At 46.4% G+C, this 13,840-nt stretch carries 11 protein-coding genes; 5 read left to right on the top strand and 6 right to left on the bottom strand.

Annotated elements, in window-relative coordinates; all coding sequences use genetic code 11:
• Positions 1-154: 154 nt before the first annotated feature.
• The 4 genes from J7623_RS31295 to J7623_RS31280 form a co-directional block, all read right to left on the bottom strand.
• Positions 155-1,798: a RagB/SusD family nutrient uptake outer membrane protein gene (locus tag J7623_RS31295; RefSeq protein WP_291929220.1), complete on the bottom strand. Its 1,644-nt coding sequence runs from the start codon at positions 1,796-1,798 to the stop codon at positions 155-157.
• 25 nt (positions 1,799-1,823) lie between these two features.
• Complete coding sequence (locus J7623_RS31290; protein ID WP_291929218.1) at positions 1,824-5,108, bottom strand: SusC/RagA family TonB-linked outer membrane protein; 3,285 nt, start codon at positions 5,106-5,108, stop codon at positions 1,824-1,826.
• 251 nt (positions 5,109-5,359) lie between these two features.
• Complete coding sequence (locus tag J7623_RS31285) at positions 5,360-6,544, bottom strand: FecR family protein (RefSeq protein ID WP_291929215.1); 1,185 nt, start codon at positions 6,542-6,544, stop codon at positions 5,360-5,362.
• Positions 6,545-6,636: 92 nt separating this feature from the next.
• The gene (locus tag J7623_RS31280) at positions 6,637-7,236 is read right to left on the bottom strand and encodes a sigma-70 family RNA polymerase sigma factor (protein WP_291929212.1); all 600 of its coding nucleotides are present in this window, start codon (positions 7,234-7,236) and stop codon (positions 6,637-6,639) included.
• A 143-nt stretch (positions 7,237-7,379) separates the two neighbouring features.
• Here J7623_RS31280 and J7623_RS31275 point away from each other — a divergent pair, with 143 nt between their 5' ends.
• The 4 genes from J7623_RS31275 to J7623_RS31260 all read left to right on the top strand — a co-directional run bounded on the left by J7623_RS31275 (position 7,380) and on the right by J7623_RS31260 (position 9,709).
• The gene (locus J7623_RS31275; protein WP_291929210.1) at positions 7,380-8,195 is read left to right on the top strand and encodes an ATP-grasp domain-containing protein; all 816 of its coding nucleotides are present in this window, start codon (positions 7,380-7,382) and stop codon (positions 8,193-8,195) included.
• Between the two features lie 75 nt (positions 8,196-8,270).
• Positions 8,271-8,762, top strand: a complete 492-nt coding sequence (locus J7623_RS31270) for a DUF4240 domain-containing protein (protein WP_291929207.1) — start codon at positions 8,271-8,273, stop codon at positions 8,760-8,762.
• Between the two features lie 10 nt (positions 8,763-8,772).
• Positions 8,773-9,288 carry a hypothetical protein gene (locus J7623_RS31265; RefSeq protein WP_291929203.1) on the top strand — a complete coding sequence of 172 codons (516 nt, stop codon included), beginning with the start codon at positions 8,773-8,775 and terminating at the stop codon, positions 9,286-9,288.
• A 55-nt stretch (positions 9,289-9,343) separates the two neighbouring features.
• Positions 9,344-9,709 carry a helix-turn-helix domain-containing protein gene (locus tag J7623_RS31260; protein WP_291929199.1) on the top strand — a complete coding sequence of 122 codons (366 nt, stop codon included), beginning with the start codon at positions 9,344-9,346 and terminating at the stop codon, positions 9,707-9,709.
• Positions 9,710-9,886: 177 nt separating this feature from the next.
• Here J7623_RS31260 and J7623_RS31255 read toward each other — a convergent pair whose 3' ends face one another.
• Complete coding sequence (locus J7623_RS31255) at positions 9,887-10,957, bottom strand: saccharopine dehydrogenase NADP-binding domain-containing protein (RefSeq protein ID WP_291929197.1); 1,071 nt, start codon at positions 10,955-10,957, stop codon at positions 9,887-9,889.
• 123 nt (positions 10,958-11,080) lie between these two features.
• Between J7623_RS31255 and J7623_RS31250 the strand changes: the two genes are divergently transcribed.
• A complete protein-coding gene (locus J7623_RS31250) occupies positions 11,081-11,785 on the top strand; it encodes a hypothetical protein (protein ID WP_291929194.1) in 705 nt (234 codons plus the stop codon).
• A gap of 119 nt (positions 11,786-11,904) precedes the next feature.
• Here the strand turns inward: J7623_RS31250 and J7623_RS31245 are convergent, their stop codons facing one another.
• Positions 11,905-13,836, bottom strand: coding sequence for a gamma-glutamyltransferase (locus J7623_RS31245; protein ID WP_291929191.1), 1,932 nt, complete (start codon positions 13,834-13,836; stop codon positions 11,905-11,907).
• Positions 13,837-13,840: the final 4 nt, after the last annotated feature.

The following is a 13,840-nucleotide window of genomic DNA, read 5'->3' as shown; positions in this document are numbered from 1 at the left end:
GAGGTTTAAATAATCCGGGTTCAGTTTTGGTGGTGGGCTTCCTGACTAATGGGTCTAACGACAGATATGCTGGTGATGATACCGGGCTAACGTTGAATATGATAAATACCCGGTGGCGACTGATAGGCCAACCACCGGGTAACAGGTAATATGTTTATTTCCTGGTGTCCCACCACAGCGGGGTACCGCCGGTGTCGTTACCACCTAACAGCTTTATGCCATTGGCTACAGCAGTGGCGCTGGTGCTGTATTCATCTTGTGGATAAGGTAGTCTTCTAACCTGTAAGGAAGAAGAGATCACATTACCACTGTTGTTGTGTAAAACCGGGAAGAGTTTGGGATACCCGGTACGACGGAATTCCGACCATGCTTCCTGTCCTTCAGGGAACATAGCCAACCATTTCTGGGTAATAATGCGTTCCAGCTTTACCTCAGGTGATGCGGCATCATTCCATTTGATGGTGATCTTAGATGGGTTAGCCAGGGTATCTTTCGCCTTAGGATCGATGGACGGCGCAGGAACGCTGGTGTTATCATTTAAATAGCCAGCCGGGTCAACTTTCCATTGTGCCATGGAGGTGGTCACGCCTTGTTCGTACAGCTGTTGCGCAGTTCCGCCGGCATTAGCCCAGCCATTCAGGGCAGCTTCTGCGCGCAGGAAATATACTTCGGCAGCGGTCATTAACTGTACCGGTGTATTTAATGCAAAAGAAGGAGCCGGACCATTATCGGTATTCAAAGAAGAATAACCGGAATGCCCGTCTTTGGAATCCGCGCCGGTGATGCTACCGCTGCGGATACCGATGTATTGTGCAGGGAAAGAGGGGTCGGTAGATTTGTCCATGTATTTACTGATACGGGGATCTTTGAATCCTGTCAGGAAGCATTGCAAGGTGGCGCAAATGCGGGTATCCGCCCAGTTTTTAGCGATAAATACTAATGGATTGGTAAAGTTACCGGTTACTTTCACCGTCATGTTATCTGCATTGTCAGTGAGCACGCCGCCGTTGGCAGGGTCCAATGCTTTTTCTCCTTCTGATTTTGACAGTGCTTTGTCTACGTTGTTGATGCGGGTAGCGAGGCGTAAACGAAGGGAGTTGGCAAACCGCAGCCATTGTGGAAAATTACCGGCATATACGGCATCAAAGCTACCAAAATCAAAAGGTAAGGTGGTACCGCTGCTAATTTGTGTACGCAATGCTTTGGTGGCAGAGTCCAGTTCCAGGAAGAAACGTTTGTAAATGTCCTGTTGGCTGTCGTAAGGAACGCCTCCGGGACTAACCTCACCTGCATGGCTATACGGCACAGGACCGTAAATATCAGTTACCCTGCTCATACCGGTTACCTGCACAATTTGTGCTACTGCCCATATGGCTGGATAAGTTTTTTCAATGCCTGTTCTTCTCAGTTTGGCAACCGGCAGCATTACGCTGAGGTAGCCTACTTTATAGGCTTCGCCGTTCCATCCGCTTACCAGGCCGTAGTTCATGTTGGTATTTCCTCCAAATGGGTTAGGCGACATAAAATAGCCGGAGAAGCAATCTGCATTCAGGTTTTGTTGTACCTGGAACGAGTTGGGATCACCTCCGCCTGAAAAGTTGTAAATCGCCATCTGGGCCGATTTGAGGTAGGCACCCAGTGCAATGAAATCTGCGCCCAGTTGTGCGTCTGTTACGCCGGTATTATTTGTATTATATCTTTCGAAATTCTTTGTACATGCACTCAGGCCCGTCACCAGCACAGCTACTGCTATCCATAAACGGGAGGTGTAGCCTTGCAGTTTATATTGAAATTTCATCGTTGTCAGTTTTTGCGTGAATGATTTAGAAAGAAGCGTTTAATGTAAGACCATAGCTACGCGTAGCAGGTAACATAAACACATCTACGCCTCCCAGTCCATTTGCGGTAGACATGGTTTGTTCAGGATCGAATGGTGCCTTTTTAGTGAAATAAAGCAGGTTACGGCCCGTCAGCGACAGCTTCAATGATTTTACAAAAGTGTTGGGATTAGTCACCGGTATAAGATAACCGATTGCCGCTTCTCTTAATCTAACTGTAGTGGCGCTATACAAATAGGCAGAAGAAACACCTTCCCGTCCACCTACCACTGAGTACCAATCCTGCGCTTTTACGCTGGTTACCGGTTTATTATCTACTATACTTACACCATTTACAGGAACACCTCCTGCATCACGTGCATCTCCTGTAGTTTTAGATACGCCATAGATATCCATCATGGCTTGTGTAACAGACATTACATTACCGCCAAATTTTCCATCGATCAGGAAGGAGAGGGTGAAGTTCTTGTAAATAAAGTTGTTGTTCCATCCAAGTTGCCACCTGGTATTGGCATTGCCGAGGTATACCATATCACCGCCCTGTTTCATTGGTTTACCATCTTTATCAATTTTTATTCTACCCTGCTCGTCATGTTGTAATACGGTTCCATAAATGTCACCAAAGGATCCGCCTACTTTAAACTGAGATGCATAGTTAGCGCCAGAAGCACCACTCAGTGTAAAGCGGTCAGATAACGGAGACAGTTCTATGATTTTATTATCGTTGGTAGCGAAGTTCAGACCGGTGTTCCATTGCAGTTTAGTATGACGCAATACATCATAGCGGATAACTGCTTCTACGCCCTGGTTCTGGATGTTACCGGCATTAATGAAATAGGTATCATAGAAGCTGGCTTTAGGAGCAATAATCTGCATGGTTTGATTGGTGGTATTGGTTTTATAGTAAGTGAGATCTACACTCAGCCTGCTATCAAAGAAACGCCACTCAGTACCAAATTCCAGCGACTTCGTTTTTTCTGGTTTCAGTGTGCGGAAAGGAGCGGCGGTAGCTGGTAATGGGTTACCGCTGGTTCCTAACAGGTTTTCAGCAGCATGGCTCTGATAGCTCAATGGAGAGTTGCCTACAATGGCATAGGAACCACGAACTTTAGCATAAGTTATCTGTTCCGGCATTTTTACCAGTTGATTCAGCATCACGTTTAACCCCACTGAAGGATAGAAATAAGAAAGCTGTGGTGTAAATGCGAGGTTGGAAGCCCAGTCGTTACGGGCAGTTACATCCAGGTATAACCATTCTTTATAAGAAATGTTAGCGCTGGCAAATACGGATTGCCATTGGCCGTGATTCTCCAGTTGATCACCAGAGTTACGGGCATTCAATGCTACAAAATTCTGAAGCGTGAAAATATTGGGAATGTATAAGCCATCCTGTCCTGAATTGGCAAATACGCCGGAAGATTTTACATCGCGGATACTGGCGCCGGCAACACCGATGATTTTGAAATCATTGGCCGGGATATTGAAGTTGGCAATCAGGTCACCGTACTGTTGTGTGGTAGTATTGTTGTTGTAATTATATAAACCGTTTTTAGGTGCGACAGCTTTTTGTGAGCCGGCATAAATTTTCTGTTCATATACATCTGCAATACGGTCTATACTTCCTCTTGCCTGGATATTTAACCAGGGGAACAGTTCGTATTTCAGGCTGGCATTAGCCAGTATCCTGTTGCGGGTAAGGCTGTTGATGTTACGGTTGGTGATCCACCATGGATTTTGCTGAATATCTTCATCAAAAGCCCAGTTTTGTACAGGCAGGAAGTTCCTGGCCGGATCTTGTTTTTCAAACTGATCTTTAAAAGGGCTGATATCACGACCACGAGGGAACAGGTACAAGCCTGTCAGCGGATTGAAATACAAGCCGGAAAGTGGTGTGTTATCTATCTGCTGGGTCATGTAGTTAATGTCAGCAGAAGCGGTCAGTTTATCATTTAAGAAATGCCCGGTTTCTTTGAAATCCAGGTTATGACGGCCCAGTTTATTACCAGGTGTTATACCTCTGGCGGAAGTATTGGCATACGAGAAATAGGTTTGCATTTTCTCGGTACCGCCTGAGAGGCTGATAGCATTGGTAAGATTAGTACCAGTTTGGAAAAAGGAAGACAGGTTATTGGCGGCGCCATTGATTTTTGCTCCCCAGCTTTGAGGAGAACCATCGCTGGTAGCACCATAACTGTTCTGGAATTTAGGAAGATAAGCTGCCTGCATTACGTTGAAGCCGGAAGAGAAGTTTACCAGCGTGCGACCAGCTTTACCACTTTTGGTAGTTACAATCACTACGCCGTTGGCACCCTGGCTACCATATAAAGCAGCGGCGGAAGCACCTTTCAGTATAGAAATGTTTTCGATATCTTCCGGGTTGAGGTTAGAGATCGGATCACCGCCATCATAGGCGCTGCTTCCGCCGTAGATACTGGTGGGTTGGTTGGTCAGGTTATTATTCATCGGTACCCCGTCTATCACATATAAGGCCTGGTTGCTGCCCAGCCCGGATTTGCTACCACGGAGAATTACTTTCGCGGAACCGCCCACACCGGAAGCGCTGGAAGAAATCGTTAACCCTGCTACCTTACCATTCAGCGTATTTACCAGGTTGGCATCTTTCGCTTTGGTCAGTTCAAGACCATCTAATTGCTGGGTGGAGTAAGTGATAGACTTATCAGCTCTTTTGATACCGAGCGCTGTTACTACAACCTGCCCCAGTTGGCTATCCTGGATAGCCAGGCTTACATTGATATTGTTGTCAGTACCAACCGTAATTTGTTTGGTTTCATAGCCAATAAAGCTGATGATCAATACGTCGCCGGGATTGGCAGCGATACTGAAAGTACCTTCTACATTGGTCATGGTACCTTTGGTAGTACCTTTTATCTGGATAGATACACCAATGAGGGGTTGTCCTTTGGCATCCGTTATTTTACCCTGTATGGGCGCTGCAACCGGATCTGCTACAGCAGCGGATTTCGGACTGATCACAATTGTTTTGTCTATGATGTTATAGTTAAACAACTTGTTGTTCAGGCAGGCGTTCAGCACTTCTGTCAGGGAAGCCTGGTTCATATTCAGGTTTACCGGGGGCGCTTTTTCCAGTAATTTTTCATCATAGATAAATTCATAGCCTGTTTGCCGGCTAATGCTGTTGAACACATCATAGAGCGGGAGCCGCTTTCCTTTGATGGTAACAGACTGAGAATATGTTTTGGCGCTCAGCTGAAGGGTGAATACTAGTGTGAGTATTGCAGTTAATCGCATAATTAACAGTAATTTTCTACGCATAGCCGCTCCTTTACAGGGGACTTTGCAAGTACCAGGTAGTTCCATACTTTTGTGTTGTTGGCTTAATAATTCAATTTCTAACGTGATGCTGGGAGTTGGGTTGCCTTCTATAGCCGGGAGCATTGCAGTGCTTCCGGTTTTTTTACAACCGGTAGTGGAATTGGACTACGTCTTCATAACTTTCAATAGTTTTAAAATGATGAATTCATAAGTGGACAAAATAGCTGTTACTCAGGATCGTATGGCTTTACCAGGATCCGGTTGTCTTTAATATCAAAGTGAACGCGTTTGGTTGTTGATAATATGTTCAATAAGGAGGATGCATTCTCTCTCCGTGAAATGATGCCTGTTAATCTGATATCTGAAAGGTCACCCTGGTAGGCTACCTCAATGTTATACCACCTGGCCAGTTGCCGCATAATGGTTGCTATGTTGGTGTTGCGGAACCGGAATTTGCCTTCTTTCCAGGCCAGTGCCTGTTCCAGGTCTGCTTTTTCAATTACAAAGTCTTTATCGCCTACTGATAAACTACCGCCATAGCCGGGCTTTAGCAGGCTTTTGTTGTTACCACAAACCAGTTGTACCGCGCCATCTTCCAGGGTGGTGGTAATGGTTTTTTCATCGGGATAGGCCATGACATTGAAGCTGGTGCCCAGTACATTAATAGCCATGTCAGGGGCGCCTTTTACTTTCACCCGGAAAGGTTGTTGGGCATTGGCAGCAATCTGGAAGTATCCTTCTCCCGTAATCTCCACGGTTCTTTCTTTACCTGTAAAAGCAGTAGGGAAGCGGATACTGCTGGCGGCATTCAGCCATACCCGGCTACCATCGGCGAGGGTAAGCTGGTATTGGCCTCCACGGGGTGTTACCACGGTATTGTATACTACTTCGGCAACTTTGCCGGCAGCTTCGTAAGCCAATCCCTGCTGTGTGTTCAGTACGCGGGAGTTACCCTGTTGGGCCAGTGCGCCCAGGTTAGCGCTATCCAGTGGAATTTGCTTTCCGTCGGCCAGCACCAACATGGCTTTGTTACTGCCCGGTGCCAGCGGAACAGCGGCAGTAGCCGCTATCGGTGCTGTATGTGAAGGCCGGTTGACGAAGTAACGGGCGCCGGCAAAAATAATCACCCCCGTCAGGGCTGCAGCGGCTGCATAAGGTAGTAAGCGGAAGCGGCGAACAGCTTTCACAGGAGTGTCGTCGGATTGAAGGATTTGCTGCAGGATTGCGGCTTCATCCTCGCGTTGCCAGCCACCATCCCGCACAGGTCCATATAAGGTCATCAGGATATCTGCTTTGATTTCCGGCTCATAATCGTCGGTGGCTACCAGGGCTTTTAAGCGCTGTAGCTCTTCCTGGCTGATTTGGCCATGTTTATATTTTTCAAGCAGTAACTGTACTTCCGAAATGGACATATACAAAGTTTGGAATGGGTGATGTTCGTAAAGACGCGCGACAAATAAAAAAGGAGTATCCTCCCGGAAAATTTTTTTTCAGCGGGGGCAGATTATCTGAATAAGGAAAGAAAGACGATCAGGAAAGGAAGCATGTCATTGTGGATCCTGGCTTTCACAAAGGCTCGTACCGCATGCATGGCCAGGCTCATTTGTTTTTTTACGGTATGTACGGAGATATTGAGCTGGAGGGATATTTCTTCATTGCTCCAGCCTTGTTTACGGGCTAAATATACTTTTTTACGTTCCGGTGGCAGGCCGGCAATTGCTTTGTCGAGAATAGCATCATATTCCCGTTGTAATAGGAGGTGATCGGTATCATTTTGAGAGGCAGGTTGGCTTTTGCCAAGCAGGTCGTAAACCTTTACGCGTACCAGTTGCTTTTTAAAGCCGTCGTAAATATGATTGCGGGTAAGTATAAAGAGATAGTCTTTGAAATTCTTTACTTCACGCATATCGGCTTTTTTCAGCCATATCTTCATAAATACTTCCTGCACAATTTCCCGCGCCAGTCCGTTGTCTTTCAGGTAAACCATGGCTACATCGAACACCTGCTGGCTATAATGCCGGAAAAGGACCGTGTAGGCTTCCCCGTCGCCGGTGGCGACTTTCTGTAGCAGTGCATGTTCATCTGTTAGCGAGAAGTTTGACAACGTTGGCGGTTTAGTAGCCCTGACAAAATCAATAAACAGGGTAAATTTAGGGGACCGGAAATTAATAATAAAATAATTTATCGCAATCGTTATCAGGGGAACCGGGTTTTAAAATTAAAGAAATTATTATGTAATTTCAGTGTATGCCAGACCTTTATCCCGGAATACAATGGGTAGTGCAACGGAATCTGACGAATAAAACAGACCTGGAAAATTTACAACGGGCATGCGAAATAACCGGTGTTCGTTGCCTGCTGATAGAGATGATTCCTTTTGCCGTTGAGTTACCCGATTTTGATAATACCCGCCGGAGTATTTTTTATGGATCCACTACGTTATGTGCACTGGTAGCGGAAAATAAACAGTTGCAGGAAGGCTTGTTTTTTGACCCGGCCTTGTTTTCTATCGGTAATTATTTAGAGAGATGGGGAAAATATATGCTAAATGATGGCGCAGTTGTTACCACGTTTGCTACGTTGATGAGCAGGGAAGAAGCGCCGGAGACATTGTTTTTTATTCGCCCGGATGATGATAGTAAATCATTTGCCGGAGAAACCAAATCATTTGGCGATATTAAAGCCTGGTATGACCAGTTGAAGATGGTAGAGAACACCAACTTATCACTTCAATCTCCCATTGTAGTATCTACGCCCTATAATATTCAATATGAATGGCGGTTGTGGATCGTAAATGGAAAAGTAATTGCAGCGTCAAAATACCGGACTTATTTTAAGCTTACGCCTGCCATTGGATGCCCGCCGGAAGTAATTGCTTTTGCAGAAAGCCGTTGTGAGGAATATATGCCACAGGCAGTTTTTGTAATGGATGTATGTCTTTGTGGTGACGAATTTTATATTGTAGAATGTAATTGCATGAATGCTGCGGGGTTTTATAAAGCAGATGTCACCGCCATTGTGGCCGCAGTGTCCGCGCATTTCGCCAATATTTTTTCATCATAAACGTTTTATGACTACGCATGTACACTGCGCTTGGCAGGTATATATTACACTGTAAATAATACTAATTGCTATCTTATGAATGAATTCAAATTCTGGCATATTATTGAAGAAGCCTGGGCAGCTGCTCCTGCTTTACTTGAGATGCGGAATACAGCGTTGAAAACCAACGACGCTGCATTAATAGAAGATCTGACAGGTGAAGTATACGGTACCATTACCAATAATATCAGGGATTTACTGCGGGAATTGAACAGGGAAGAACTGACCGCATTTAACCATATCATGGAAGAAAGGTTATTCCATATAGACCGGGAAGATATCCACCAATACACGGATGGTTCTGATGATAGCTTTCTTTACTGCAGATGTTTTATCGTAGGCATGGGCAGGGAGTATTATGAAATGATTGATGAAACTCCCTCTAAAGCAACCTATGATGCAGAGGCAGAAATTGTAGGTTTTATCGGGTATATCGTATACCAGGAATTATTTGGAGTGGAATTTGAACGTAACACGGTGCATTGTATTGAAACCTGCTCTAATGCCCGGGGTTGGGAAAGCCAATAAAACCATACACATGACACACGAAGAATTATACGGAATTAATAAAGAACACGCACATCCAAGAGCCATTGAACTACTACCGGAAGATTTTTTCTGGGATTGCGTAGATGAGTTAGCCCCCTTTGGTTCTGATGAAGGTGATATGGCCCTCGCAGAATTCAGAGAATGGCGCAAAGCCAATCCACATACACCTGTCAGGGAATGCCTCAAATGGGTGATTGAATCCATAGGGGAAATGAGCATCGAGGCGTATAACGAAGAGTTGCTCGACAGGGATCACATGAAGGCATTGATGGATGACCCTGGCTATGACGACAGCTATTATATATTCACCCTCGATGCATCTATCATTGCTACTGGATTTGGACAACTGGTGGATGAAGGCGTCATAGATGAAGAGAATAAAGGGATCATCAGCATCGCTCTGGAGCGGCAAATAGCCTGGGCATTGCTCTCTGAAAGCTGGTCGTACGCGGAGCAGCATATCGGCTACCTGAACATCATGAAACGTGCACTGGAAGAGGCGTAAATGATATCAGCCCACCGGAATTTGTTAACTTGTAGCTGCATTATAACGCCTGCTCATGATCACACTCAATGATAAAACATATACTTGTCCTGTTGATGTTACACTCGGCTTTATAGGAGGTAAATGGAAACTGTTAATCCTTTTTCACCTGCACTATTTCAACAAAAGAAGCTATGCAGACATCCGGAATAACCTGCCCGGTGTTTCTGAAAAAATGCTGAGCCAGCAATTAAAAGAACTGGAACGGGATCAGCTCATTGAAAAAAATGTGCTGACACAAAAGCCTTACCGGGTGGAATATGGACTAACATCCATGGGGAAAAGCCTGGCCCCTTTGTATGAATTCACCAGTGAATGGGGCATTGCTTATCTCAAAACAAATGGGATTGATTATATCAAGGACCAGCAGTTGTATAAATGATAAGAGAAGATGCAATAGTAATATGTTGCTATACAGCGGCAGTTGAAGTTGTGGGAAGATCCCGGTTGCAACCTGCGCGCTACTAATCTTACTAACCAGCCCGGCACAACGGCTGATAGTGAGCGGGCAATCACAATAGCCAAAGTAGCTTACCCGGTGAGTAGCTGCCTGTTTACATTATGATTCGCCGGTAATTATCTCGCGCTCCACCCCAGGTATCTCCATGATGAACTCCGCACCATAGGCGGTACCCGGCGTTTGATATCCCGGCTTCCATTGGCCGTTACATATTTTCTGCGCCATCAGTAAGCAACTGAGCATGGTAAGCGTATATCCATCCGGGCATTTTAACCGCACCGTGGCTTTTCGGCCAGCCATATTATACACCTGTCCCCACACGAGGCTATAGGCAGTGCTGCGCATTTCATCCGTAGGACCGGAAGGGCGTTGCCCAATTTTCTTCCTGATAAAATTCCGGACGAGCGTAGTCCGCAATAACCAATTGAATAATTTCTGCAGTTTTAACAACCGATGCACATTCACCGGAACAGCAGTATAGGTGGTGATGTTGGGAATACGTGTACTCACATAAGCGGTTGACACATCTCCCCATGGAATACTCATCGTGAAAAGTTTTTGCCGGCCAAAATCTATCCATCGTCCCTGGTGCCCCAATGGCCGGCGGATAATGCGTCCTGCTCTTCTTACGGCACCGCCTTCTCCTAATTTATATGCCATCGACATGGCGGTGCCATGTGACACTCCGCCGCCTGAAGTAGCGAACGCCAGTTTCAGATCGCTGGCATCCGGCAATAACGTTTTTAACAATACTGCGATACAATCTGTAGGAACTACATCAAACCCCGCACCGGGGAGTAACATGATACCAGCTTCTTTAGCTGCCTGATCGTATCGTTGCAACATTTCAAAAACAGTGATGTCGCCGTTGATATCGAGGTAATGGGTTTTTGCCTGGATACAGGCCGCTATCATGGGTTCCGCAGTTAAATGAAACGGGCCGGCCGCATGAATCACAAATTGAACGGCTTTCAATGCCTGCACCAATGCATCTGTATCTTCCAGCGAAATTACCTTGTAGGGGAGTTGGAGCCGCGCAGCCAGCGCCTGTAATGCCGCTTCATTCCTGCCAGCCAGCACAGGTTGAAGTTGATACTGGGCGGCATATCTGGCAATCAGTTCGCCCGTATATCCGTTGGCGCCATAAAGCAGGAAAGCATTTTGTTGCATCCCGGAAAGTACGAATAAACGCGATGTAAATGCAGGAATGCCCAAAAAATTAGGAAAACGGAAAAAGTAAACCCTTTCCTTTCTGCAACGGATGCATTATCTTTTAGTATTAAAAACCATGTTATGAAAAGACTATCCGTCTTCTTCACCTTATTGCTTTCTTCCATTGGTATACTGAAAGCACAAAACCCGGCAGTAGGCGCCTGGAAATCGGTATCCGGCGAGGTAAACAGCGTATTGTTGATTACACCGGAATGGTTCAGCATTACTGACTATAAAGAAAAAAGTTTTTTATCCAGCTATGGTGGTACCTGGAAGGATGCCGGAAATGGGGAAAGCAGCGTGACTATTTATTTTAACACCGCCAACCCGTCGCAGGCAGGACAAAGTGCGAATGTTCCGGTGAGCATGGAAAATGGACGCCTCATCACCAGTACGCCCGGTGGCAGCAAACAGGAATGGACCCGTGTAGACGACGGCACCGGTGCCCTGGCTGGCAACTGGCAAATCACCTCCCGCCAAACCGATGGGAAAATGAATCCCATCCCCAGCGGTCCGAGGCAAACGTTTAGAATAATGACAGGAACCCGCTTTCAATGGGTAGCCCTCAACCTCGATACAGGTGAATTTTTTGGTTCCGGTGGCGGTACCTATACATTTGAAAATGGCACCTATACGGAAAAAATCGAGTTTTTTTCACGTGATAACTCCCGCGTAGGCGCTATGCTTTCTTTCAAAGGAACTGTCAATGGTAATAACTGGGATCATAGTGGACTCAGTTCAAAAGGGGATCCTATTCATGAAATATGGAGCAGAAATAGCCGTTAGCTATTAGCCATTAGCTTTTAGCAAAATGCAGCGAAGATATAAGCATAAGTATATTTATTACCCGCTTATATCTTCGCTGCATTTTGCTAAAAGCTAATGGCTAATGGCTAAAAGCTATCTCACCATCCGATTCCGTAATCCTCTCCATGATTACTGCTGCCTCCCCACAAACTGCCATGCTTGTAGTCTATTAAAATGGCATTGATTGGTCCGCTGGTACGCTCGCCAAAGCTGAGGTGATATCCCATTTTCTCCAGTGCAGCACGGGTTTCTTTTGAGGTGTTATCATTGAGCAGGATACTTCCCGGACGAGGCTCCCGGTCGTGTACCGTGCTGCCGCCTAATGATAACCACAACTGGTTGGTATTAATATTAGCCGCTTCTGTGGCTTGTTGTACAGTCATACCAAATTCTACGATGTTCAGGAAAAACTGCAGGAGGTTTTGATCTTGTGTATCACCTCCCTGTACGCCGAAGCAAAGGAAAGGCTTTCCATCTTTCAGCGCCATAGAAGGCGTGAGTGTAACACGTGGACGTTTGCCCGGCGCTATTACGTTGAAAGGACAAACAGCCGAATCCAGTACAAAGCTTTGTGCCCGCTGACTCATTCCTACACCGGTTTTGCCGGCAATGCAGGCGGGAAGCCAGCCACCACTGGGTGTAATAGATACTACCCATCCGTCTTTATCAGCAGCTTCTACGCTGGTGGTACCTCTCCACAGGCGATCCATATAGGCGCTGTCGGGTGTATTGGAAGCATATAAATGATTGACATCAACAGCAGGTAAAAACGTAGTGGCGTCATGTTTAGGAACAAATCCGCCGGGTTTACGTCCGTTGCTGGTATCAGTCAGTTGTTGGCGTTCGTGTAAAAAATGCAGGTAAGGATTGGTTTTACCCATGTAAGGATAGGGATCACCGGGTCCTGCGCCGGCATCATTTTGCGTGAGATTAATTTGTTGTGCCCTGGCCTTCGCGTAGTCTTTGCTCAACAGCCCTTTGATAGCGGGATTCGTGTTGAAAGCAGGATCGCCATAATAGAAATCACGGTCGGCGAAGGTGAGGTTCATGGTTTGATAAAGCGTATGGATATAGTTGGTCGAATTATATCCCATGGCTTTGAGGTCAAAGTTTTCCAGGATGTTCAGGCTTTGCAGCAACATGGGGCCTTGCGTCCATTCCTGTAATTTATAAACCTCGATGCCTTTGTAGTTGACGTGTAGCGGTGTTTCTTCTACGGGCTTCCATTTGGCGAGATCTTCGAGGGTAATAAGACCTCCCTGTTCCTGGCAGCCACGTACAAATTCTTTGGCGATGTCACCTTTGTAGAACCGGTCGTAGGCAGCCATGATGGCTTCTTTGCGACTTTTATGTTTACGGAGTGCATCTTGCTCTGCTTCCACCATTTTGGTGAGCGTAGCCAGGAGGTCTTTCTGCACAAAGATTTCGCCGGCTTCAGGTGCTTCTCTTTTTTCACCGGGGTGAGTCAGGAAGACGGCCTTGCTATAAGGCCATTCTTTGATATATTTTTTACCTCGTTCTATGCTGTTGGCTGTTTGCGCTTCTATGGGGTATCCGGCGGCCATTTCCATGGCGGGGGCCAGCACGGCTTTGAGGCTCATGCTACCGTATTCTGCAAGCATGTAGCACAGGCCGCCAACGGTGCCGGGTGTAACGGCCGCCAGTGGACCGTATTCCGGGGGAAAGTCGTAGCCCTTGCTTTTATAAAAGGCGGGAGTAGCGCCGGTGGGTGCTACGCCGAGGGCGTTGATGGCAATTACTTTCCCTGTTTTTGGATTATAGATGAGGGCTTGTGTTTCACCACCCCAGCTGAGTACATCCCACATGGTGCAGGTGGCCGCCAGCATGGCACACGCGGCATCTACGGCATTGCCGTTTTGCTGGAATATCATGGCGCCGGCAGTGGCTGCCAGTGGTTTACCGGTAACGGCCATCCAGTTCTTACCATGCAGTGGTGGCTTCTGTGTTTGCTGCGCCTGGATACTAGCAAAAGGTATTGCTATCAGGAGCAGGAAAAATAAGCGTTTCATGTAG

Source organism: Chitinophaga sp. (assembly GCF_017745275.1).
GTDB lineage: Bacteria > Bacteroidota > Bacteroidia > Chitinophagales > Chitinophagaceae > Chitinophaga.
Note: the sequence above shows the minus strand (reverse complement) of the source record. Positions and strands in the feature narration are given on the sequence as shown.

Excerpts from the sequence above, each read along its gene's own strand:
- J7623_RS31295 (WP_291929220.1), bottom strand. The coding sequence starts at position 1,798 with ATGAAATTTCAATATAAACTGCAAGGCTACACCTCCCGTTTATGGATA.
- J7623_RS31290 (WP_291929218.1), bottom strand. The coding sequence starts at position 5,108 with ATGCGATTAACTGCAATACTCACACTAGTATTCACCCTTCAGCTGAGC.
- J7623_RS31285 (WP_291929215.1), bottom strand. The coding sequence starts at position 6,544 with ATGTCCATTTCGGAAGTACAGTTACTGCTTGAAAAATATAAACATGGC.
- J7623_RS31275 (WP_291929210.1), top strand. The coding sequence starts at position 7,380 with ATGCCAGACCTTTATCCCGGAATACAATGGGTAGTGCAACGGAATCTG.
- J7623_RS31270 (WP_291929207.1), top strand. The coding sequence starts at position 8,271 with ATGAATGAATTCAAATTCTGGCATATTATTGAAGAAGCCTGGGCAGCT.
- J7623_RS31265 (WP_291929203.1), top strand. The coding sequence starts at position 8,773 with ATGACACACGAAGAATTATACGGAATTAATAAAGAACACGCACATCCA.
- J7623_RS31260 (WP_291929199.1), top strand. The coding sequence starts at position 9,344 with ATGATCACACTCAATGATAAAACATATACTTGTCCTGTTGATGTTACA.
- J7623_RS31255 (WP_291929197.1), bottom strand. The coding sequence starts at position 10,957 with ATGCAACAAAATGCTTTCCTGCTTTATGGCGCCAACGGATATACGGGC.
- J7623_RS31250 (WP_291929194.1), top strand. The coding sequence starts at position 11,081 with ATGAAAAGACTATCCGTCTTCTTCACCTTATTGCTTTCTTCCATTGGT.
- J7623_RS31245 (WP_291929191.1), bottom strand. The coding sequence starts at position 13,836 with ATGAAACGCTTATTTTTCCTGCTCCTGATAGCAATACCTTTTGCTAGT.